Source organism: Soonwooa sp. T0.1_25 (genome assembly GCF_057652215.1).
The window spans coordinates 342,192-365,100 of sequence record NZ_JBYFBZ010000001.1; the positions used below are offsets into that span (position 1 = coordinate 342,192).

Annotated in this window: 16 protein-coding genes; 12 read left to right on the forward strand and 4 right to left on the reverse strand. The window is 34.8% G+C overall.

What is annotated here, in order from left to right:
* Window positions 1-13 precede the first annotated feature (13 nt).
* From AC23MB_RS01650 to pckA, 12 genes are all read left to right on the forward strand, one after another.
* Complete coding sequence (locus tag AC23MB_RS01650) at window positions 14-2,875, forward strand: SusC/RagA family TonB-linked outer membrane protein (RefSeq protein WP_487786372.1); 2,862 nt, start codon at window positions 14-16, stop codon at window positions 2,873-2,875.
* Window positions 2,876-2,885: 10 nt separating this feature from the next.
* A complete protein-coding gene (locus tag AC23MB_RS01655) occupies window positions 2,886-4,328 on the forward strand; it encodes a RagB/SusD family nutrient uptake outer membrane protein (protein ID WP_312321561.1) in 1,443 nt (480 codons plus the stop codon).
* Window positions 4,329-4,416: 88 nt separating this feature from the next.
* Entirely contained in the window at window positions 4,417-5,745 is a 1,329-nt protein-coding gene (locus AC23MB_RS01660) for a T9SS type A sorting domain-containing protein (protein WP_487786373.1), read from the forward strand.
* A gap of 137 nt (window positions 5,746-5,882) precedes the next feature.
* Window positions 5,883-8,732, forward strand: a complete 2,850-nt coding sequence (locus tag AC23MB_RS01665; protein WP_487786374.1) for a SusC/RagA family TonB-linked outer membrane protein — start codon at window positions 5,883-5,885, stop codon at window positions 8,730-8,732.
* A gap of 12 nt (window positions 8,733-8,744) precedes the next feature.
* Entirely contained in the window at window positions 8,745-10,238 is a 1,494-nt protein-coding gene (locus tag AC23MB_RS01670) for a RagB/SusD family nutrient uptake outer membrane protein (protein WP_487786375.1), read from the forward strand.
* Window positions 10,239-10,311: 73 nt separating this feature from the next.
* Window positions 10,312-11,001, forward strand: a complete 690-nt coding sequence (locus tag AC23MB_RS01675) for a hypothetical protein (RefSeq protein WP_487786376.1) — start codon at window positions 10,312-10,314, stop codon at window positions 10,999-11,001.
* Between the two features lie 40 nt (window positions 11,002-11,041).
* A complete protein-coding gene (locus tag AC23MB_RS01680; RefSeq protein WP_487786377.1) occupies window positions 11,042-12,958 on the forward strand; it encodes a putative porin in 1,917 nt (638 codons plus the stop codon).
* A 10-nt stretch (window positions 12,959-12,968) separates the two neighbouring features.
* Entirely contained in the window at window positions 12,969-14,546 is a 1,578-nt protein-coding gene (bshC, locus tag AC23MB_RS01685; protein WP_487786378.1) for a bacillithiol biosynthesis cysteine-adding enzyme BshC, read from the forward strand.
* A 31-nt stretch (window positions 14,547-14,577) separates the two neighbouring features.
* Window positions 14,578-16,530: a LysM peptidoglycan-binding domain-containing protein gene (locus tag AC23MB_RS01690; RefSeq protein WP_374329161.1), complete on the forward strand. Its 1,953-nt coding sequence runs from the start codon at window positions 14,578-14,580 to the stop codon at window positions 16,528-16,530.
* Between the two features lie 28 nt (window positions 16,531-16,558).
* Window positions 16,559-17,434 carry an ACP S-malonyltransferase gene (gene fabD, locus AC23MB_RS01695; RefSeq protein WP_313027150.1) on the forward strand — a complete coding sequence of 292 codons (876 nt, stop codon included), beginning with the start codon at window positions 16,559-16,561 and terminating at the stop codon, window positions 17,432-17,434.
* A 9-nt stretch (window positions 17,435-17,443) separates the two neighbouring features.
* Window positions 17,444-18,352 (forward strand): GYDIA family GHMP kinase, encoded by a 909-nt coding sequence (locus AC23MB_RS01700; protein ID WP_487786379.1) that lies wholly within the window; start codon window positions 17,444-17,446, stop codon window positions 18,350-18,352.
* A gap of 107 nt (window positions 18,353-18,459) precedes the next feature.
* Window positions 18,460-20,055, forward strand: a complete 1,596-nt coding sequence (pckA, locus tag AC23MB_RS01705) for a phosphoenolpyruvate carboxykinase (ATP) (protein WP_487786380.1) — start codon at window positions 18,460-18,462, stop codon at window positions 20,053-20,055.
* Between the two features lie 62 nt (window positions 20,056-20,117).
* Here pckA and AC23MB_RS01710 read toward each other — a convergent pair whose 3' ends face one another.
* Genes AC23MB_RS01710 through AC23MB_RS01725 form a run of 4 tightly spaced genes read right to left on the reverse strand, consistent with a single transcriptional unit; the run spans window position 20,118 to window position 22,778 of the window.
* Complete coding sequence (locus AC23MB_RS01710) at window positions 20,118-20,621, reverse strand: NUDIX hydrolase (RefSeq protein ID WP_312323340.1); 504 nt, start codon at window positions 20,619-20,621, stop codon at window positions 20,118-20,120.
* A 6-nt stretch (window positions 20,622-20,627) separates the two neighbouring features.
* Window positions 20,628-21,533, reverse strand: coding sequence for a site-specific tyrosine recombinase XerD (gene xerD / locus AC23MB_RS01715; RefSeq protein ID WP_313027140.1), 906 nt, complete (start codon window positions 21,531-21,533; stop codon window positions 20,628-20,630).
* 38 nt (window positions 21,534-21,571) lie between these two features.
* The gene (locus tag AC23MB_RS01720) at window positions 21,572-22,006 is read right to left on the reverse strand and encodes a deoxycytidylate deaminase (RefSeq protein ID WP_312324835.1); all 435 of its coding nucleotides are present in this window, start codon (window positions 22,004-22,006) and stop codon (window positions 21,572-21,574) included.
* 1 nt (window position 22,007) lies between these two features.
* Window positions 22,008-22,778, reverse strand: coding sequence for an enoyl-CoA hydratase/isomerase family protein (locus tag AC23MB_RS01725; RefSeq protein WP_312324836.1), 771 nt, complete (start codon window positions 22,776-22,778; stop codon window positions 22,008-22,010).
* Between the last annotated feature and the right edge of the window lie 131 nt (window positions 22,779-22,909).

The following is a 22,909-nucleotide window of genomic DNA, read 5'->3' on the forward strand; positions in this document are numbered from 1 at the left end:
AATTAGTGTTAATATGAACGTAAAACTACGAGTTTTAAGCGCTGGGGCAGTTTTCTTTATGGGAGCCTCAATGCTAGCACAAAAAAAGAAATCCGATACAACTGAAACAAAAATACAAGAAGTTGTTTTGGTGGGAGGTGTTAAACTTGATCCAGCAGTTAAATTAGGATCATATACGGTTGTGTCAAAGGCGAATTTTGAAAGTACGCCAGTAGCTTCAGTAGATGAAGTTTTAAACGGAAGAGTAGCAGGGTTAACATTCTCTACTACTGGAGGTGATCCAGGTTCAACCAATATGATTACAATTAGAGGAGTGGGATCACTTATTGGCACTCCTAACCCTTTGTATGTAATTGATGGGGTAATTGTAGGAAAAGGTTCTGATAATTCGCAGGTTATGGAATCTTGGAATCCGTTAGCGAGTATTGATCCAAATACTATTGAAAAAGTAGCTGTGCTTAAAGATGCTTCAGCTACTGCATTATATGGAGCGCGAGGTGCTAACGGTGTAATTGTTATTACGACAAAAAAAGGGCGTTATAACCAGAAGACTAAATTTAACTTTTCTACTGATATGTCAATTCAAGAAATTGCATATGATAAACAGAAGTATATGAATGCTTCTGAATATTTACAGTGGGGTGGGCTAATGTATGTTAATCAAGCAAGGAGAGCAGGTCAAACTCTTGATATGCAAACAGCTATTGATCAGTTTGCAACTAGTCAGAACTATGATGGTCATACAGACGAAAACTGGCAAAAAAGAGTTCAAAGAAATAATTCTATTGTAAATACATACAATTTTTCTGCATCAGGAGGGGGAGAGAATACTTCGTTTAGATTAGGTGGTTCTTACTATCAAAATCAACCATTGATTTTGAATAGTAAGTTTGATAGAATAAGTTTGAGCTCTGCAATTGATCATAAATTTGGTGAGAAATTGACCTTGAGTTTTGTAAATAATTTCACGAATGTTGAAAGAAATACGTATGATGATGGTGGAGCATATAGAAATCCATGGTTAACAAATTGGTATATAGCACCAATTTATCCCGCTTATAATAAAGATGGATCATATAATCAAACTAATCTTGGAAATGGTAATGAAAATTTTAATCCATTGGCTGTTCAAAACCTAGATTTCATGACAGGTTCTATTAAAACTTTTGTTTCTTCATTGAATGCAGAATGGCAAATAGTTAAAGGACTTTATGCAAATTCATTATTAGGAGTTCAGTATCAAGCGGTAGATGAAAAGAAATTTTGGCATCCAACTATAGCAGATGGTCTTAATTATGGAGGTTATGTGTTAGAGGCTCGTACTAGTGCTTTTGATTGGAATTGGAATAATTCTTTAAGTTATCGTAAAGTAATTGGAGATTTGCATGATTTTCAGGTTTATGCAGGTATGGAATACCAAGAGCATAAGTATTATGCAATGGGTGCTCAAGGCGATCAATTAGCTAAACCACTTCCATTTTTGTCATTAGCAACACACTTTTTATCACCATGGGAAGATCGCTTTAAGTGGACTCAAATTTCGTATTATGGAAGGCTTAATTATACATTCGATGGAAAGTATAACTTAGCTGGACAAATAAGAAGAGATGGTAACTCTACATTAGGAAACAAGAAAAATGGTAATTTCTGGTCAATTGCTGGTTCATGGAGTGTTGCTAAGGAAAATTTTTTACCAGAAACATTTACAGATTTAACATTGAGAGCTAACTATGGTCAGATTGGGAATATTCCTTATGCAGACCAGTGGGGAGTTCAGTATAATACCTTTGCATTATTATCTCCATCCAGTTTATATGAAAATGAAGCAGCAAGTAGTATTACAGCAGCAGGGAATAAAAATTTGGTTTGGGAAGTTTCAAAACAATATAACTTAGGTTTAGATTTTGGGGTTCTTAATAACAACATTAATGGTTCGGTTGATGTATATCAAAGAAGAACAGTTGATGCTATTTTCTCATACACTACAGCTGAAGAAAGCGGTGGACCAAGCAGTTATTATGCAAATGTTGGAGATATCTTAAACAAAGGAGTTGAAGTTACAATGAATTTCAAGCCATTTAATAAAGAATTTAAGTGGATTATTGATGCTAATTTTGCATATAATAAAAACACAATCGAATCCCTTGTTGAGAAAGATTACTTATTTATGGATGGTACCTCTAATAATATGAGAGCTTTATCGCCAGGGCATTTATTAGGTGAGTATTATACTTTTGACTGGGCAGGGGTTGATCCAGCAACAGGTAATGGTTTATTCTATACTGACGCTAGTCATACTGCAACAACAAGTAATAGGACCGAAGCTAAAAGAGTTTGGCAAGGTAAATCTCCTTTTCCAAAATACACAGCTGGTATAAAGACGGAATTTAGATATAAAAACTGGTCACTTAGTGCATTTTTCACTGGGCAGTTTGAGTATTCTGTACATAATAGATGGCAAAACTTTACTTTAGGAGACGGATCCCAAATCAATAATCAGATTACAGATGCATTGTATAATAGTTGGACTCCGGAGAATCCTAATGCTGCTAATCCTATACAATTACCAAATAACACTTCAACAGCAGCAGGTCCTTCAACAAGATGGATGAGAGATGGGGATCATATTAGATTAAAAGAAGCAAAATTGAGTTATAGTTTCGGTAGACTATTTAAAGAGTCTGTGGGAATAGATAATTTGAGTATATATTTAAGAGGAGTTAATTTGTGGTTATATACTTTCGACAAAAATCTTACGTTTGATCCTGAAGCTAATTCCAATGCTGGTGGAGGAGCATGGAATGGAAAGGGGCTTTATGATTATACCTCTCCAATCATGAAAAGTATGTCATTCGGAATATCTTTAGATTTTTAAAAAAAAGAAAATGAAATTAAATAAAATTTACATAGCATCGGCATTTTGTCTTCTATTAGCGACATCATGTTCTCAAGATAGGTTAATTGAATCTCCTGCATATGAAACAACAATAGACACTGCAATAGAAAATGAGGCAGATATGAAAGCCTTACTAAATGGTATCTACAATGAATACCAAAGTTCAAGTACTTTTGGGGCAGATTTGTTGATTTTTGGAGATTTGATTTCGGATAATGTATTTATCACGAACCAGAGTACGGATAGTCGATATCGTTTAACAGCTGCATATAATTGGTCTCAGGATATTAATGAATTTTCAATTACCAGAGGTCTATATAGAAGTATTGTGTTAGCTAATATTATTATTAACAATACGAAATTAGCAAACACTGAGGAAGTTAATAATATGAAAGGAGAAGCAATGATTGCTAGAGCAGTTTCTTATTATTATTTAGCTAGTTTTTACTCACCCACTCCTGCACAAGGTGTCAATCAAGAATATGGTGTAGTATTAAATTTGGAGAACTATGATGCTACTACTAAACTTGGCCGTTCTACTGTGATGCAAGTTTACGATCAAATTGAGAAAGACTTACAAGGAGGTATTGCGTTAATGAATAATTTATCCCCAATTAATAAAGGTTATCTTAGTCCAACAGCAGCTAAACTTTTATTATCAAGAGTATATTTAACAAGAGGGAAGCAAGGAGATGCTCAAAAAGCTTTAGATTATGCTAATGAAGTAATTAATAGTGCAGGGTCTAACGGATTTGATTTTGTTAAAAAAGATGATTACCAGAAGTATTTTACCAGTAATGACCCTTTAATAAGCGAAAACCAACCAGAAACAATTTGGGAAATTAATATGGGGGCTTTAGCTGGAGAAAATCCTGGTGTTAACGATGCATTAGCAGCATATTATTCAAATACAGGCACCAAGAAGAGGCTTTTATTTAGAAATGAATTTTATCAAAATTTTAAAAGTACAGACGTCAGAAGAGGTCTTTTTAATCCAAATGGAACTCCACAAGAAGATACACCAAAAGGCGTTTGGACTAATAAATATGTTCGTACTATGAAGGACGGCAATTTCACTCAAAACCCCAAAATTTTTAGAATGTCTGAAGCTTTCCTTAATAAAATGGAGGCTCTTGTAAAATTAAATAGAGAGGCAGATGCTTTAGTAGAACTAAATGCTTTTTCAGCTAAACGAGGAGGTAATGCATACACGTCTGGATCATTGGAAAATGTGCTGAACGAAAGAAAAAAAGAATTTTTTGGTGAAGGACAAAGATTCTTTGATTTGAAAAGAAATAATTTAGGCTTTGCTAACACTACCAATTGTTCTGGGATTTGTGAAATTCCAGCAGGTAGTAAGTTATTTGTTTTTCCTATTTCACAAACAGAGATGAATGTTAATCCTAATATGAAACAATATCCAGGTTATTAATTACAATTAATAGTTTGTATGGAGTGGAATTTTTCGCTCCATACAAAAAAAATATCATATATTTGAAATATCAATTAAATTTATTATTATGAAAAAATTATTATTTTCTTTAGGTGCTCTTGCAATTGCAGGAATTTCTTTTGCACAAACAGCACCAGGATGGGATGGGATGCAAACACAAGCACCAGCATTGCATTATCCGTATGCAATGACAGTAATTGATGCTAATACAGTTTGGTTTGCTGATCACGCAGCCACTGCAGCAACTGATCAAGGTAAATATACGACAAGAACGACTGATGGTGGAGCAACATGGACTTCCAATGTTATTGCTGGAGTGCCTTCAGCAGCTACTATTGGAGACTTTAGTGCGGCAACTGCTACTACCGCATGGGTAGTAACTTCTGGATCAGGTTCTCAAAACGGTGTTTGGAAGACAACTAACGGAGGAACATCTTGGACTAAGCAAACTTCTGCAGCTTATGGATCAGCATCTTTTGCTAATATAGTTCATTTCTGGAACGAAAACGAAGGTATCTCGGCTGGAGATCCTGTTGGTAACGTTTTTGAAATGTATAAAACAACAAATGGAGGTACTAACTGGACTAAATTGGCATCTGCTCCAGCTTCTGCAGGTGATTTTGGATATACTCATGTTAGATATGTACAAGGAAATAATATTTGGATGGGTACGGATACAGGACGTATTCTTTACTCACCAGATAAAGGAACTTCTTGGCAAGCTTGGCAAAGTCCAGCAATCGACTTTGGAGGTGTTACAACAGAAGGTAGTCAGGCATTTTTAGCATTTAAAAATTCTACTAACGGTCTATTACAAGTTAATAATAATAATGTTATAGAACTTTGGGAAACATCTGATAGTGGTGCTAACTGGACACAAGTAACCCCAACAGGTAATTTTTATGGTTCAAGTATAGCATATGTTCCTGGTACTGATAATACTTATGTTTCTACAGGAGATAGTTCTTCGTACTCAACAGACGGTGGTCATACATGGATAGATATGACTTATCCAGCTGGTGAAGCAAATTATTCTTCTGGTGCAATACAGTTCGTTAGTCCTACAGTTGGTTACATGGGGGGGATGAGCCAAGCTCAACTTGCAGAAGGACCAGTAAGTGCAATGTATAAATTCAAGGGACAATTCTTAGCTGTTAACGATGTTAATGCTTCTAAGGCTAAGTTGACTATTGCTAACAACCCAGTTGGTGATAAAGTTGAATTAAAATCTACTAAAGAAATTGCAACTGCTACTGTTATTGATATGGCTGGTAAGGCTATTAAGAGAGAAAATGCTGCAACTTTCAATGTATCTAACTTATCAAAAGGTACTTATATTATCCAAGTTAAGTATACAGATGGAAGTTTCGAAAATACTAAAATGATTAAGAAATAATTAGTATTTCAATAATAGATGAAGCCACCAAATATTATGTTTGGTGGCTTTTCATTTTAATATTGAATAGTTAAAAATTTGGTCATGTTAAATATTATTAACATATTTGCGTCGAGTAAATATTAAATAGTGTTAATATGAATGTAAAATTAAGAGTGTTAACTGCTGGGGTGTTGTTTTTTACAGGACAAGCAGCTTTTGCACAACAAAAAGCTAAAGATACTACTTCGACTAAAGAGATTGAAGAGGTAGTTATTGTTGGTTTTGGCCAAAAGAAGGCCGTACAAGAATTAACAGGTGCTGTTGCAACGATGAAGAGTGATGCAATTAAAGATGTTCCTGTTGCTTCTGTTGATAAAATGCTACAAGGTAGAGTCTCTGGGGTACAAACGGGGAATGCTTCTGGACAACCTGGAGGATTCGCAAGTGTACGTGTTAGAGGTATTGCATCGGTTAATGGTGGAGTTAACCCAATCTATGTTATTGATGGAGTGCGTGTGCAGTCTGGAGATTTAACGTCAGGTGCAGTTACAGCTAACATTTTGGCTAACCTTAATAATGATGACATTGAGAGCGTAACCGTTCTTAAAGATGCGGCATCAACTGCTGTATATGGTGCTGATGCTGGTGCTGGTGTTATTGTTATTACAACTAAATCGGGTAAAAAAGGAAAACCAAAAATTTCATTAAACTTTGAAACTGGTACAAATACTAGAGCGATCAAAGGAATGGAAGGTCTTAATACTGCAGAGTATAGACATTTACTAGAGTATGCCTTCGCTAACGCAGATAATACAACTCCTGATCAAGTTCGTGCGGATATGATTGCAGGAGAGTACGGTGCAGTTGGGCAGAATATTTTCACAACTAAAAATGATACTAATTGGAGAGATGTAACGAGCAGATCTGCTTACCAGAACTCTATTAATGCGTCGATTAGTGGTGGAAATGATAGAATTACTTATTATAACTCAGCTAACTACTTCTTACAAGAAAGTGAATTAAAAGGTTCTGATTTCAAAAGAATAGGATTCTCGTCTAAAGTAGATTTTAAAGCTTCTGATAAGTTCAAAATGGGAACGAATATCCAGTTGTCTTACAGTAGAATTAATACATTACCTAATGGAGGAGGATTTGCTAACCCTATCTTGTTTGAGCTGTTTGCAAGACCAACAGATCCTGCATATAATGCAAATGGAACATATTATCTAGGAGGAAGTAATGGTAGATTAAGTAACAATCTTTTCAATTCGGGTTACACACAAGAACATAATTACTTTAGAGCAAATACAGCTAAAGTATATGGGAATGTTTATGGTGAGTACGAGATTATCAAGAACTTAAGTTATAGAATTGTTTTAGGTGCTGAATACAATAATATTGAAAATGAAACTTACTATAATCCACTTCATGGAGATGGCTTCCTTGTAAACGGGCGTAAATCAGAATCTACTGGTAGATATTTTAACTGGAACTTACAAAATATTTTAAACTATAGCTTCAAGTTAGGTGATAAAAACAGATTCAATGTTTCTGCTATTCAAGAGGCTTACCAAAGTAATTACAGATTTGTTGGTGGACAAGGAATCAATGTTGGATCACCTTTCTTAGAAACAATGAGTAATTTTATTAAGCCTATCTATGCACAAGGTGAAAAGAAACTTAATTCTAGAACTGGTTACGCAGGGGTGTTAAACTACGATTATGATAAATTAATCCTAATTGATGCGTCAGTAAGAAGAGATGCATTGTCAAACTTTACTGAAGATCAAAAATGGGGTACTTTCTACTCAGTCGGTTTGGGTGTTGACTTAGCAAGAATCCAAGCAATTAAAGAATTGGATAAAGTGTCTATGTTTAAATTACGTGGTTCTTATGGGAAAGTAGGTAACACGATTTCAAGTATTCCTTACTCTTTGTATCGTTATACAATTAATTATAATGATAATCCAGGAGCAACAATGAATTATGTTTCTAACCCGGATCTTAAGTGGGAAACAGTTAAGCCTTTATCATTAGGTCTTGACATGGGATTCTTTAAGAACAAATTAACAATAACTGCAGAATATTATAATAAGAAGACTGATGATTTGGTATTTAGTGTGCCATTATCAGCTTCTCAAGGTCTTCCATTGCCATCTGGTGCAACATTGGTTTATCCTTATATGGATGTTAACGTTGGATCTTTGGTAAATAAAGGTTTTGAATTCACTGTTAATGCTAATATTATTAACAAAGAAGATTTCACTTTAAGTTTAGGAGGTAACTTAAGTACGCTTAAGAACGAAATTACTTCATTATACGGCGGACAAGATATCATTACTGGATCAACTATCCTTAGAGAAGGAGAAGGTATTGGTACTTTCTATATGAGAAAATGGGCTGGTGTAGATGCAGCAAATGGAGATGCATTATGGTATAAAAATGGTGTAGATGGAGAAACAACTAACAAGTACGCGCAAGCAGGTTTGGCAGTTCAAGGACGTGCTTACTCTAATGTTTTTGGAGGTGTTAACTTGAATGTTTTCTACAAAAACTTTACTTTATCCGCTCTAGGTACATTTGGATTTGGTGGACACGTACTTAACGATTGGTCTGGATATACACAATCAGATGGTCAATATACATACTCTTATCCTGGATCAAAAGATGCTTTAGATTTCTGGACTCCTACTAATACTAATGCAGCTAACCCGAAACCAGTTTACGGAAACGCAACATCGTCTAACAGAGCGTCGACTAGATTCTTGGCAAAAACAGATTACTTGAGATTAAGCAACCTAAGAGTTGGTTACAAATTCGATGGTAAGATGTTACAAGGTACAGGTCTTGGTGGATTCGAAGTTTATTTGCAAGGGAATAACATCTTGACACACATGTATGACAAGAATCTTAGATTTGATCCAGAGAATAACTTGAACTCAACTAACAACCTTAACTTGCCAGTTCAAAAGACTTACTCAATTGGGTTTAACCTTCAATTTTAATCAAGCGAAACAATGAAAAAATATATTTTTAAATACGGTGTCCTAGCGACATTAGCCCTAGGTGCGTTAACATCATGTAGCGATGATTTTGTTGAAACAGAATTCTTTCAAGAAGTTCAACAAGGTCCACTTAATACTATCGAAGAATTAGAATCTTTTGTTAGAGGACAATATGCGTCTATGAGAGTTTCTGGATACTATGGTGGAGATTTCTTAATGATAGGGGAGCTTCGTAGCAATAATATGTATTCTGATTATGCAAACGGCGCTGGTTATTACCAAACAGTTGCAACTTATGCAATGACATCTTCAGATGCTTATCCACGTGAAGCGTATTTAGCAATGTACCAAGCTATTGCCAAAGCTAATATTGTTATTAACAATACTCCTAGTGCAGCATTAACTTGGAAGTCTTCACAAAATCCAGCTGCTATTCAAGCAAGAAGTAATTATCTAAAAGGACAATCTTACGCAACAAGAGCTTTAGTGTTATTTGATGCACTTAGAATGTTTGGTCAAGAGTATTCTGGTGGTTCATTAGGAGTAGTTGTTCCAACTGTTTATGATCCTAAAGCATTAATGGGTAGATCCTCTGTTGCTGATACAAGAGCGCAAATAGAAGCTGATTTTGATAAAGCACTTAGTCTTATGACAACACTTCCAACTAATGCATATACTAATAAGACTGAAGTTAATCCATTGGCGGTAAAAGCTTTAATGTCAAGATACTATCTTTACAAAAAAGATTATGCTAAAGTTAGAAGTCTAGTTGCTGAAATTGTTGCTTCAGGTAAATATACAGTTGTTGGAGCTACCGATTATGCTGGCAGTTTTACGAAAGCTAACTCAGCTCCTAACTCTATTTTTGAATTAGCAGTTGGTACTGGTGGGGATTTAGGTACAACATCTGTATCTTATAAATTAAACCCAGCTCCAGCAGGATATGGTAACATGAAAGTATTACCTAATCTTAAATCTACATTTGCTGCAAATGATACTAGAAAGCCTAGCATTAATACTGCGAACTTCTTAGTAGGAAAATATCTTAATACCACAGATAATATTCATTTGGTTAGATATGAAGAAGTTCTTTTGAATGGTATCGAAGCAGAACTTAATGGAGGAACGGCAACTAAGGCTTTGGAATATTACAAGTCAATTTTAAAGAACCGTTTGTTAGCTTATCCAAAATTAGATGCTAATGGTCAACCAGAGCTAGATCAACATGGTAATCCAGTAATTGTTACTGTAGATATGCAAATGAATGATATTAAATCGGTAACTATTGATCAACTTTACTTAGAAAGACAAAAGGAACTTGTAGGTGAAGGATTTGGTTATTGGGATCTTTTGAGAAGAGGTCAGCCAATTACTCAGAGAAATGCTGCTGGTGTTTCTGGTACTGTTAGAAATATCGGAGATAACTTATTAGCTTTCCCTATTCCTAGAATTGAACTTAACGTTCCTGGTAATAAGGTTGAACCTAACCCAGGTTACGCAAACTAATATTTTAGTTTTTTTATTAATATAAACCGCTTTTATTAAGCGGTTTTTTTTATTTTTAAAGAAAATTATTTGAATGAAAAATTTATTGTTGGTTTTATGTATTTGTATATTTTCTGTAGCTAAGGCACAAACACTTGATACGCAGTCTAGCATGGATAATGTTGTTGTTACACCTGATGGTTTCTTTACAAGAGGGGTGAAGGTAATCAAAGATGAAACAACGGAGGGATCACCATTTATTGACGGTAAAGCTTTTCATAAAGTAAAACTTTCAGGTTTTTCAGCTATTAAAGAGGAACTTCGATATAATGCCTTTACAGATGAAATGGAGTTTGATGATAAAGGCACGTTATACAATTTAACCAAGCAAAGTGCCTTGTTTATTAATTTTCCTGAGCTTAAAAAGACTTATGTATGCCTTAACTATAATGTGGATGGTAACAATAAATTCGGTTATTTAGTAAGTCTAGTTGATGGCGATAAAGCAAAACTATATAAGAGAGAAAAAATTGAGTTTATATCCGGTACTAAAAGCACGAATGCATTTTTAAAAGACGCAAAGGATTATTATGAAAAAGAGAAAGATTTGTACTTGGTAAATGTTAACTATCAGTTTTATAAAGTTACAAAATCTATTGATGAATTTGCGAACCGTTTTGAAGAGCGTAGCCAATCTATAAAAGACTTCGCCAAGTCTAACAAGATCAACCTTTCAAAGGAAGCTGACTTAATAAAATTAGTTGAGTTTATTAATCAAAACTAATTCATAAAAAACCTTTATTTTTGTATTTCAAAATTTACGAATGAAATACATTCTTTTAATATTACTTTTCGGCGTTCAGTTTTTGTCAGCGCAGATTGTTACGACAAAGGACGAAACTAGAAAAAGTGAAGATACTTTGGTTGTGGTTTCGGGGAAGTCCGACTCTCTCGAAATTTTTAAACCTACAATTAACGATTACTTGTATCAAACCCAATTCTCGCAGAAGAAGCTGTTTGATACAAGTTTTTCTATTTCGCGTTCTTACGAATTCACGCAATTTAACAACCGTGATAATTTTGGGAAAATTCAGTTTTCCAATATTGGTTCTGGATTTCAGCCTTTAATTTTTGAAACTAATAAAGAGCAAAATTTGTCCGTTTTACCAACCAATAAATCTTTTTTTATTCTTGGTGCTGACGATATCAAATATTATGATGTCAAAACGCCTACTGCGACGTTTATTTATCATAATTCGATGAAGAACGGTGCGGCTTTGCAATCGACTTACACGCAAAATGTTGGCAAGAATTTCAATTTTGCGATAGAGTATATGGGACTTCGTTCGCAAGGCTTGTACAGAAACAGTTTGGCGGCTTCTAACAATACTATTTTTTCGGGACATTATATTTCTAAAAATAAAAAGTACGAAGCTTTTGCACATTACATCCATCAAAATGTAAACAACGAAGAGAATGGCGGTATCGCTGATCTAAGTGTCTTTTTGAGTGGTGATTCTCGTTTTAAAAACCGACAAAATTTAGAAACAAATTTAGAAGGCGTTACATCGAGACTTTACTATCGTCGCTATTATTTTAGTCACGAGTTTGCGCCTTTGGATCCAGAAAAGTATCCATTCAAATTGCGTCACACGATTTCGCATCAGGGCAACAAGTACTATTTTAATCAAACGGTTGCAGATGATTTTTTCAGTAAAAATGTCATTAAAGGATACAGTTTAAATTCTAAAAAATATTCGGATAATCTTAGTAATACCTTTAGTTTGGTTTGGGACAAAGAGAATTTTAAGCTAGACGCAGGTGTTCGTCATCAGAGTATTACTTTCGGAAACCTTTACCCATCGGATTCTCTAGGAATTCCTGGTAAATTAAAAGAAAATAGATTCGGAGCTTTAGGGAATCTTCAAATTAAACTTTGGAATCGCTTTCAACTCAAATCTTATCTTGAATTTTCTAATGGTAATACGTTCGGGACCTTTCTTAAAACGACAAATTTAGTTGAGTTCGAACCTATTAAAGATTACTTTGTCGATGCGCATTTTAATTTTCAAAGCGCGACACCGAGTTTTAATAACATCCTTAATAGTTCCAACTACGCGAGCTACAACTATTATCTGAGCGATCCAAAAAATCAAAGTGTGACAGAGCTTGGTGCAAAACTGCGACTAAAATGGTTTGACGCTAATATTTATCTCAATTTGGTACGTGTTGATAATTATGCTTATTTTAATAATCAAGGACAGTCTTTACAAGCCAGCGATGCGCTTAATATTACACAAGTTGGTGGTGAAGCGACTTTGCGTTATGGGAAGTTTAACCTTAATGGTCGTCTACATTTTCAAAATGCCATTTCGGGGAAAGACTATTATCCGATGCCAAGCTTTATTGGACGAGCTAATTTGTTTTATCAAACCAAAGCTTTCAAAGATGCAGCGGAAATCCAAGCGGGTATCAAAATGTATTATTTTACCAAGTTTGCATCGCGAGATTACTCGCCGATACTTAACGAATTTATGTTGCCGAATGACAAAGCTTATTCTATCGGAGGACAACCAATTGCTGATGCTTACTTCAATCTAAAAGTTAAAAGAATGTTCTTCTACATCGAAGCGCAACATTTTAACACGACATTTTTACAGAACAAATCTTATACAGCGCCATATTTTCCGATTTATGATTTTCGTCTTAACTTAGGAATCGTTTGGTACTTATTTAGTTAATTTTGGTGTGATGAATATAGCTTTTAATCATATCAAAAATATACCCCAACTCATCAAGGATTTTCTTAACGATGATTTGGGCTTTGCTGGTGACAAGATTTTTAGTCTTGATAATATTTCAAAACAAATAGAATTAAAGCAAAAGTCTTTTCCAAAAGCTAATCGCGAGGTTTTGCATACAAGTTTATCGATGCAGTTGCAATCTTCAAAGTTGACAGATTTGCAAAAGCAGAATCTGGATCTTTTGAAGGATGAAGAGACATTTACGATAACAACAGGACATCAACTTAACCTTTTTACGGGACCTGTTTTTTTTATTTATAAGATTTTGCAAACGATAAAAACTGCAAACTTTTTAAAAGAAAAATTTCCAACTAAAAATTTCGTTCCGATTTTTTGGATGGCTACTGAAGATCATGATTTTGATGAGATTGACCATTTCAAAACCGAAAACCATTTTTATCAAACTAAAGCCAAACAAGGTGGCGCAGTTGGTCGTATAAAAGTTGAAGATCAATTTTTTATTTCTGAGTTTGAGAAGGAGTTTAAAGATTATGTTTTCGGGACAGAGCTTATTCTGATGATGAAAGAAGCTTATAAAGTCGGAAATACTTTTGCCGAAGCAACCCGAATTATTGGACAAAATCTTTTTGCAGATTATGGCTTATTAATGTTGGATGGTGATGATAAAGATCTTAAAACGTTGATGATTCCTACTTTTAAAAAGGAATTATTAAACGAACAACTTTTTAAAACCACAGCAGAAAAACGTCAACTTCTCGAACAAAAATACCATAAAATCCAAATTAATCCGCGCGAAATAAATCTTTTCTATTTGTCGGAAACACGTAATCGTATTGAAAAAATCGATGGTGTTTACAAGGTTTTGGACACAGACATTAGTTTTTCTGAAGAAGAGATTTTAGAAGAATTAAATAATTTCCCCGAAAAATTTAGTCCAAATGCGGTGCTTCGTCCAGCTTATCAGGAAAGCATTTTACCGAATTTGGCTTATGTTGGTGGTAACGCCGAAATCATGTATTGGTTGGAGCTTCCAGATTTTTTTAATTCTGTAGAACTGCCCTTTCCGATTTTGATTCCTCGAAATTCTTTATTGTTTTTAAATGAAAAAACATTTAAGAAAATTGAAAAATTAAATTTAACAATTGCAGAATTTTTTGAGGATTTTTCGGTTATTATTAAAAAACATTTGGTGGAAAATCATCCGCTTCATGAGCTTTTAATTCAACAAGAAGAAGATTTTAAAAATCGTTTTTCTGTGTTAAAAGACGAAGCTGGTTTAACAGATATTAGTTTTAAAAACCTTGTTGACGCCGAAGAAACACGACAACTAAAATCTTTTAAAAGAATGCAAAAAAGATTGTTGCGGGCAGAGCGGATCAAGCAAGGCGAAAAGCTAAAGCAATATGAAGATTTATTTTTAAAAGTCCATCCTGGCGGAATTTGGCAAGAGCGACAGTTTAATTTTTCTGTTTTTTTCGCCGATGCTGGCCGAGATTGGCTAAAATCTTGTTACGATATGATGAATGTCGAAAAATCAGAATTGATCATTTCACATTTAATTTGAAAGCCTTATTTTTGTAAATATAAATTTCCAGATGATTAAGAAATTCTTTGTTTTATCAGCGTTAGCAACAGTTTTAACAGCAAGTGCACAGGCAACTCACAAGGTTGAACCTAAAGAAACGCCTTATGGTATTGCCAAAAAGTACGGACTAACTGTAGCCGAATTGTACCAACTTAACCCTCAAGTTAAAGATGGTGCGCTTGGTATTGGTGATGTGTTAAAGGTTTCAAAATCTGGAAAAGTTGTGACAACTACAACGACACCAAAAGTTACAACAACGACTTCTACTGCGAAAACGGGAGCGATTATTCTGCAACCAAAACAAACGATTTACGGTATTACAAAACAATATCATATTTCGGAGGCTGATCTTAGAAAGCTAAATCCCGATTTAGATTCTCACATGAAAATCGGTGATCAGGTTATTCTTCCTTTGGAAAGTATAAAGAAATATGCCGAAAGTACAGCAGTTGTGGCAAGTACAACAACAACAACCACTACTACAACGCAGCCGACAAAGATATCAACTGTTGAGTCAAAAAATTTATATACTGTAAAAGAAAAAGACAATTACTATAAAATTTCGAGAGAGTTTAACATTACGCAAAAACAATTGTTTGCTTTAAATCCTGGTCTTGAGGATAAAGGTCTTAAAGTGGGTGAGCAAATTCTAGTTGCTGGTGATGCCGTAACAACCACTACAGAAATTGAAGATGTAAAGCCAACTAAAACAACGACGACTACATCAACATCAAACAACAATAATACTACTGTTAATTCTACAAATTATTCAACAGGCAATTCGGATGATTTTATTACTTACACAGTAAAAAGTGGTGATACGGTTTTCGGAATTACGAATCGTTTTAATGTTGATCTGAGCGAATTGTTGGCGCTTAATCCAGATTTAATTAATGGTCTTCGTGCAGGAATGGTTTTAAAAATTAAAAAACTAGATCCTATGTACAGCAAGAAAAATGGTGATGCACTTAACGTTGTTATGATGTTGCCATTTGGTTTTGACGCTAACGATAGCAAGTACAGATCGATGGCGTTAGACTTTATGACTGGTGCTAAGTTGGCGATCGAGCGTAATGTTGCTAATGGGATGAATCTTGACATCAAAGTTATTGATGCTGGTAACGAAAATACGTTTAAAAATAGCGTTTCACAGATTAATCAAGATAATACAGATTTAATAATTGGGCCATTTTTTAAAACCAGTGTTTTAGAGGTTTTAGAATTTGTAAAAAATAAAAAAATCCCTGTTGTAGCGCCTTTTGCTAACTCCGAAGATTTATATGATTATAGTAATTTAATAATTGCAGAAACTAACCAAGATGCTTACATCGAGAAGATTGTGAAGGAAGTTGGGCAAGTTTACTCCGATCAAAAAATATACATTGTAGCTGATGATTCTAAAGCAAATGCAAATGCATTGAAAGTAGGTTTAGAAAAATCTCTAAAGAAACCAGAAGTTATTATTGTAAATTCTGCTAACGACATCAAAGCAGACCAAAATATGATGACAGGTCAATCTGCGCCAGTTATTGCGGTATTGGCAAATGATGATGATAATGTTGGGACGGCTTTTGCAAATCGATTAATTGCCTTGTCAAAAGAAGTTACAGGTAACAAAGCATTTAGCATGTTTTATAATTCAACCTTTGAGAAAAAGATGGATGACTTATCACAATCGAGCTTGGTGTATTTGATGGATAAAAAAATTAATACAGAAGGTTCTTTCGAGAAGGAAGTTCTTAAAGATTATAAAACTAAATATTGCAAAACGCCAAGTCGCTACGCTGTTGTAGGATTTGATGTGGTTAATGATATGTTGTCTCGTGAAAATAAAAAAGGCGAGATTTTTAAACAAATTAATAAATCGCAAACGCAATTAGCAACAAAGTTCGAATTTACTCGAGCAAAACCAAACGGTGCTTACATTAACACAGGTTACAGAGTGGTAAGATTGGTGCCTTAAAAATTAATATAGGAAAGAGTTAATATATATGAAAGCACTTGTATTCCCTGGACAAGGGTCTCAATATGTTGGGATGGGTAAGGAGCTGTATGACGCCCGTAGAGACATCAAAGATTTGATGGATTCTGCAAATGAGATTCTTGGTTTCGATATTCTTAACATCATGTTCGCAGGAACTGATGAAGATCTTAAAAAAACTAAAGTAACACAACCTGCAATTTTTATTCATTCTGTTGCTGGTGTTAAAGCTGCAGATGCTCTTGGTGCGCAGATGGTGGCAGGACATTCACTTGGTGAGTTTTCGGCTTTGGTAGCAAATGGTGTTTTATCTTTTGAAGATGGACTTAAATTGGTGGCAGCTAGAGCAGAAGCTATGCAAGAAGCTTGTGACATCAACCCAAGTTCTATGGCGGCTATTCTAGGTTTAGAAGATAAAGTTGTAGAAGATATTTGTCAATCGATTGATGGTATTGTTGTTCCTGCAAATTACAACTGTCCTGGACAATTGGTAATTTCTGGTGAAACAGCAGCGGTTGAGGCAGCTTGTGTTGCACTAAAAGAAGCTGGAGCTAAAAGAGCTTTGTTGTTGCCAGTTAATGGTGCGTTCCATTCTCCTTTGATGCAACCAGCACAAGAAAAATTGGCGGCAGCTATTGAAAACACAAAGTTTAGAAAAGCGACAATTCCGGTTTATCAAAACATTACGACGACTGCAGTTTCTGATCCATTAGAAATTCAGAAAAATCTTATTGCACAATTGACAGGTCCTGTTAAGTGGACACAAAGTGTACAAAATATGATTAAAGATGGCGCTGAGATGTTTATCGAAGTTGGACCAGGAAAGACTTTACAAGGTCTTATCAAAAAAATTAACCCAGAAGTTTTTGTTTCTTCTGCATTATAATTTAAAAATATGAGTCAAATTTTTTCTCGCGGGAAATTATTGCTCACTTCAGAATACGTCGTGTTAGACGGCGCCGAAGCTCTTGCTGTACCAACCAATTGGGGGCAAGAGTTTTTTTTTAGAGAGCAACAAGAGCCCAATCATCTAGTTATTTGGACAGGAAAACATCAAGGGCAAATTTGGTTAACGACTAAGATTGATTACAAATCTTGGCAAGTTCTCGAGTCTAATAATCCTGAAGCTGTCGAATTTGTTTTAAAAACTTTAAAAAACTGTCAGTTGCTCGGCTCGACAAAATTCGAGGCTGATCAAAATATTGAAATTACTTCCAATTTGCAATTTCCTAGCAATTATGGTTTGGGAAGTAGTTCGACTTTGATGGCTTCTTTAGCAAAATGGGCTGGCGTTGATGCTTTTGTTTTAAACGAAAAATCTTTGGGAGGAAGTGGTTACGATGTTGCTGTTGCAAAAGCCAATCATTCGATTTTATTTAAAATTGAAAATAATTTGCCTACTTACAAAGAAGTCGATTTCAAACCCAATTTTTTGGAGGATTTAATATTTGTACATCTTAACAAAAAACAAGATAGTAGGGAAGGTATAAGACTTTACCGTTCTAAAGAAAAATCCGTACATTTAATCGCGAAGTTTAATAACATTACACAACAAGTTTTAAAGTCAAATCAACTTTCTGAGTTTTCTGATTTGATGATTGAGCACGAAAATTTACTTTCGGAGTTTTTAGAATTAGAAACTACGAAAAAGCGTTTTTTTGATGATTGTCCTAGTTTTATTAAGTCTTTGGGGGCTTGGGGAGGCGATTTTGTGTTAACTTCACGATTTGAGGATTACGAAAAATACTTTTCCAAAAAAGGTTTTGAAACAATAATACCATGGAATGAAATGGTATATTCGTAATTTTTAATTAATTTTTTTGAAAACTGACTATTGTCATTTTATTTATTTTAAAAATCTTACTTTAACGTTTTAAATTTGCAAAAGGTCAAAATAATATAGTAAAAATTATGGAACACATCAAACGCTACCTAGAGCGTAATGGTATCACAACTGACGCAGAGATACTTTACAATCCTTCTTACGAAACAATTTTCCAAGAAGAAATGAATCCTAATAACGAAGGATTTGCTAAAGGAACTTTAACTACAACTGGTGCAGTATCTGTGCAAACAGGTATTTTTACAGGAAGATCGCCAAAAGATCGTTACATTGTAAAAGATGCTGCTTCAGAAAATACAATCTGGTGGGATGGTAACATCAACAGACCAACAACGACGGCAATTTTTGACGAATTACTAGGTCTTGTACAAAAAGATATGTCGGGGAGCAAATTGTATGTTGTTGATACATTCTGCGGTACTAACCCAGACACTCGTCTTAAAGTTAGATTCGTAACTAAAGTGGCTTGGCAAGCGCATTTTGTAACTAATATGTTTATCCGTCCTTCTCATTATGAGCTAGATCAATACGGAGAGCCAGATTTTTTAGTTATCAATTCTGCAGAGACTGTTAACCCGAACTGGAAAGACCACGGACTTAACTCTGAGGTTTTTGTAATGTTCGATTTAACTAAAAAAATGCAAATCATCGGTGGTACTTGGTACGGTGGTGAGATGAAGAAAGGTATGTTCGCAATGATGAACTACTATTTACCACTAAAAGGTATGGCGTCTATGCACTGTTCTGCTAACGTTGGCGAAGCTGGTGATGTTGCTGTATTCTTCGGATTGTCAGGTACTGGTAAAACTACACTTTCTGCAGATCCTAAACGTTACCTAATTGGTGATGACGAGCACGGATGGGATAACAATGGTGTATTCAACTACGAAGGTGGATGTTATGCGAAAGTTATCGACCTTTCTGCTGAAAAAGAACCAGACATTTATGGTGCTATCAGAAGAGATGCTTTGTTAGAAAACGTTGTGGTTAAAGATAATGGAGAAGTTGACTTTGCTGACGGATCTGTTACCGAGAATACGAGAGTTTCTTACCCAATCTATCATATCAACAAAATCGTTTTACCGTCAAAAGCAGGTCATGCTAAAAAGATTATTTATCTTTCTGCTGATGCTTTCGGTGTGTTGCCTCCGGTATCTATCTTAACAGATGATCAAGCGCAATATCACTTCCTTTGCGGTTATACTTCAAAACTTGCAGGTACTGAAAGGGGGATTACAGAGCCTACGCCATCTTTCTCTCCAGCATTTGGTGAGGCGTTCTTATCATTACACCCAACAATGTATTCTCAGACATTAATTGGAAAAATGAAAGAGCACGGTGCTAAAGCTTATTTAGTTAACACTGGATGGAATGGTACTGGTAAGAGAATTTCTCTTAAAGATACAAGAGCGATTATCGATGCAATTATCGATGGTTCTATTGACAAAGCAGAAACTAACACAGTTCCTGTAATGAATCTTGAATTCCCAACTGCGTTACCAAACGTATCAGAAGGAATCCTTGATCCAAGAGATACTTATGCTGATGCTGCAGAGTGGGAAGCTAAAGCTAAAGAATTAGCTGCTAAATACATTAAGAATTTTGAGCAATATACAGATAACGACGAAGCTAAAGCATTAGTTGCTAGCGGACCTCAAATCTAATATTGATGTTATTTTAAATAAAGAAAGCCGCGCAATTTGCGAGGCTTTCTTATTTTTTGTATTTAATATGTTTTAAAGAAATTTCTTTGGGAATCAAATGCGATGTCGTCCAAGTTGATGTCTTCTTTTTTAATCCAAACAAAATCAGAAACTTCATGCTCTTCCAATTCTGGAACAAACTTTTCCGAAACTTCATATTCATAAAATAAATCCAAAGTGTTGTAATCAATGTCTTTATAATGATAGACATTTGGTGCACTTGTAAGATATTTAAGTTTAGAAATATCGATGTCAATGTTTAATTCTTCTTTTAATTCTCGACGACAAGTTTCTTCTGCAGATTCTTTTGGATCAACAAAACCACCGCTAAGATCCATTTTCCCAATTGCAGGATTTTGATTTCTCTTGGTTAAAAAGATTTCTTCTCCGCAACGGATAACAACTGCGACGGCGCCAGCACAATTATGATACATTGTATTGTCGCATTGTCCACAACTCCATTTTTTTTCGCCATCCCACTTAAGAGATTTATTTCCACATTTAGGACAATATTGTAATTGATTCATATTTTTTTAAGCTTGATTTCTTGGATGATAATTGAGAATAACATCTCGCAATTCTTCGGTTTTTAGATGTGTGTAGATTTCGGTAGTTGTAATACTGCTGTGCCCAAGCATTTCTTGGATGTAGCGGAGATCTGCACCATTCTGTAACAAATGTGTCGCAAAAGAATGTCTAAAAGTGTGCGGTGAAATTTTCTTGTTGACACCTGCACGATCAGTTAATTCTTTAATAATTAAGAATACAATCACGCGTGACATATTTGCACCTCGAGAATTTAAGAATAATATATCTTCGTATTTTTTGTTTATTTTACCTTTAGCACGTGTGTCGCTAATGTAAGATAAAATAAGCTCTGAGGTGTATTCTGCTAAAGGAACTAATCTTACTTTTCCCCCTTTACCTTCTACTTTTAGATAATGTTCTTTAAAATTGATGTTTGATATTTTAAGATCAATCAATTCCGAAACCCGTAATCCGCAAGCGTAAAGAACTTCGAGAATACAACGGTTGCGTTGGCCAAGATCGTTACTTAGGTCAATACACTTCATGATACGCTCGATATCTTCAATGCTTAAGGTATCAGGAAGATATAATCCCAACTTTGGACCTTCTAATAGTGTGGCAGGATTGTCCTCGCGGATTTCGTCTTCAACCAAATATTTAAAAAATGCTTTTATAGAAGATATCCAACGTGCTTGAGATCGCTCGCTAATTTTCTTTTTAGAAAGTTGATAAATGAATTCTTGCAGATTTTCGAAGCTTATTTCTAATGGAGAAATGCCTTCTAATTCTGTCATAGCGTACTCTTGAAGCTTTTTAATATCTCGTACATAAGCATCAAGTGTATTATCGGAAAAGTTCTTTTCAAATTTTAAATAATTTGAAAAGTCACTTATTTTTTCGGACCAGTTCATCGTTTGTGTTTTTGAGTTGTGTTTAGTTATCGTTTTTGTTAATTTTCATAGAGTTTTTGTTCACTTATTTTTAAAGTTTCTATTCCAGCGCTAATTAAAAAATCTAATCCAGAGTCATCTGAATAATCACTGGTATACACCACTTTGGTAATACCAGATTGTAGTATCAATTTGCTGCATTCTTTACAAGGCGACATTGTTAAATATAATGTTGCTCCTTTTGCAGACTGTGTGCTAGACGATAATTTTAGGATGGCGTTGGCTTCTGCATGTAGCACATACCAATGCGTTTTTCCTGATTCGTCTTCGCAATTATTTTCAAAACCCGATGGTGTCCCATTGTAACCATCGGATATAATCATTCTATCTTTTACTATCAATGCACCAACCTGTTTTCTTTTACAGTAAGAAAGGCTACTCCATTCAAGAGCCATTTTCAGGTAAGCAACATCGAATTTATTAAAGTCCGTCATTTTAGAAATTTGGTTTTCTCTTTTCTAAAAATGCACCAACTCCTTCTTTTTTATCTTCTAAACCAAACAATTCTCCAAAGCTTTTTATCTCTTGCTCAAAGCCTACTTTTGCATCATCAGACTTATTAACGGCTTGTATCGCTTTCTCAATAGCCATTGGCGAGTTTTTAGCAATAGTCTCTGCAAGCTCAGTTGTTTTGGCTAAAAGTTCTTCTTGAGAATAGACTTCGTTAACCAAGCCAATTTCTTTTGCACGTTGCGCAGATACCATTTTCGCTGTGAAAATCATTTCATTAGCTATTCCTTTTCCTACCAATTTTGGAAGGCGTTGCGTTCCTCCATAACCTGGGATTAATCCTAAAGTTACTTCTGGTAGACCAAGTTTTGCATTGTCAGACGAATAACGAATATGACACGCCATTGCTAACTCTAGACCTCCGCCTAAGGCAAAACCGTTAACCGCTGCAATAACAGGTTTGTTAAAGTTTTCAATTTTGTTAAAAATCATTTCTTGGTTATCTCTTGCCAAAGCCTCTGCTTGTGCGACATCAAAATCCATAAATTCCTTAATGTCCGCTCCTGCAACAAAAGCCTTTTCTCCAGAGCCAGTTAAGATGACAGCTCTAACTTCTTTGTCATTTGCAATAGTATCCAAAGCCGCTGAAAGCTCTGTAAATACAGGTTTGTTCAAGGCGTTTAGACTTTGTGGTCTGTTAATTGTGATAACCGCAATTTTTTCTTTTTTCTCTAAAATGATATTTTCAAAATTCATCTTCATTCTCTTTTGAATGCAAAATACTAAATTAAACTTACTTATTAAATAAGTATCTTTCTTATATGGACAAAAATATGAATAAATATATGGATATTTTTAGGCATTATACATTTTATTTTGAGTTTCTT

Bases quoted from the DNA above. Each gene is read 5' to 3' on its own strand.
- AC23MB_RS01660 (WP_487786373.1), top strand. From the start codon at position 4,417: ATGAAAAAATTATTATTTTCTTTAGGTGCTCTTGCAATTGCAGGAATT.
- AC23MB_RS01670 (WP_487786375.1), top strand. From the start codon at position 8,745: ATGAAAAAATATATTTTTAAATACGGTGTCCTAGCGACATTAGCCCTA.
- AC23MB_RS01650 (WP_487786372.1), top strand. From the start codon at position 14: ATGAACGTAAAACTACGAGTTTTAAGCGCTGGGGCAGTTTTCTTTATG.
- fabD (WP_313027150.1), top strand. From the start codon at position 16,559: ATGAAAGCACTTGTATTCCCTGGACAAGGGTCTCAATATGTTGGGATG.
- AC23MB_RS01675 (WP_487786376.1), top strand. From the start codon at position 10,312: ATGAAAAATTTATTGTTGGTTTTATGTATTTGTATATTTTCTGTAGCT.
- AC23MB_RS01725 (WP_312324836.1), bottom strand. From the start codon at position 22,778: ATGAATTTTGAAAATATCATTTTAGAGAAAAAAGAAAAAATTGCGGTT.
- AC23MB_RS01700 (WP_487786379.1), top strand. From the start codon at position 17,444: ATGAGTCAAATTTTTTCTCGCGGGAAATTATTGCTCACTTCAGAATAC.
- AC23MB_RS01690 (WP_374329161.1), top strand. From the start codon at position 14,578: ATGATTAAGAAATTCTTTGTTTTATCAGCGTTAGCAACAGTTTTAACA.
- AC23MB_RS01710 (WP_312323340.1), bottom strand. From the start codon at position 20,621: ATGAATCAATTACAATATTGTCCTAAATGTGGAAATAAATCTCTTAAG.
- AC23MB_RS01720 (WP_312324835.1), bottom strand. From the start codon at position 22,006: ATGACGGACTTTAATAAATTCGATGTTGCTTACCTGAAAATGGCTCTT.
- bshC (WP_487786378.1), top strand. From the start codon at position 12,969: ATGAATATAGCTTTTAATCATATCAAAAATATACCCCAACTCATCAAG.
- pckA (WP_487786380.1), top strand. From the start codon at position 18,460: ATGGAACACATCAAACGCTACCTAGAGCGTAATGGTATCACAACTGAC.
- AC23MB_RS01665 (WP_487786374.1), top strand. From the start codon at position 5,883: ATGAATGTAAAATTAAGAGTGTTAACTGCTGGGGTGTTGTTTTTTACA.
- AC23MB_RS01680 (WP_487786377.1), top strand. From the start codon at position 11,042: ATGAAATACATTCTTTTAATATTACTTTTCGGCGTTCAGTTTTTGTCA.
- AC23MB_RS01655 (WP_312321561.1), top strand. From the start codon at position 2,886: ATGAAATTAAATAAAATTTACATAGCATCGGCATTTTGTCTTCTATTA.
- xerD (WP_313027140.1), bottom strand. From the start codon at position 21,533: ATGAACTGGTCCGAAAAAATAAGTGACTTTTCAAATTATTTAAAATTT.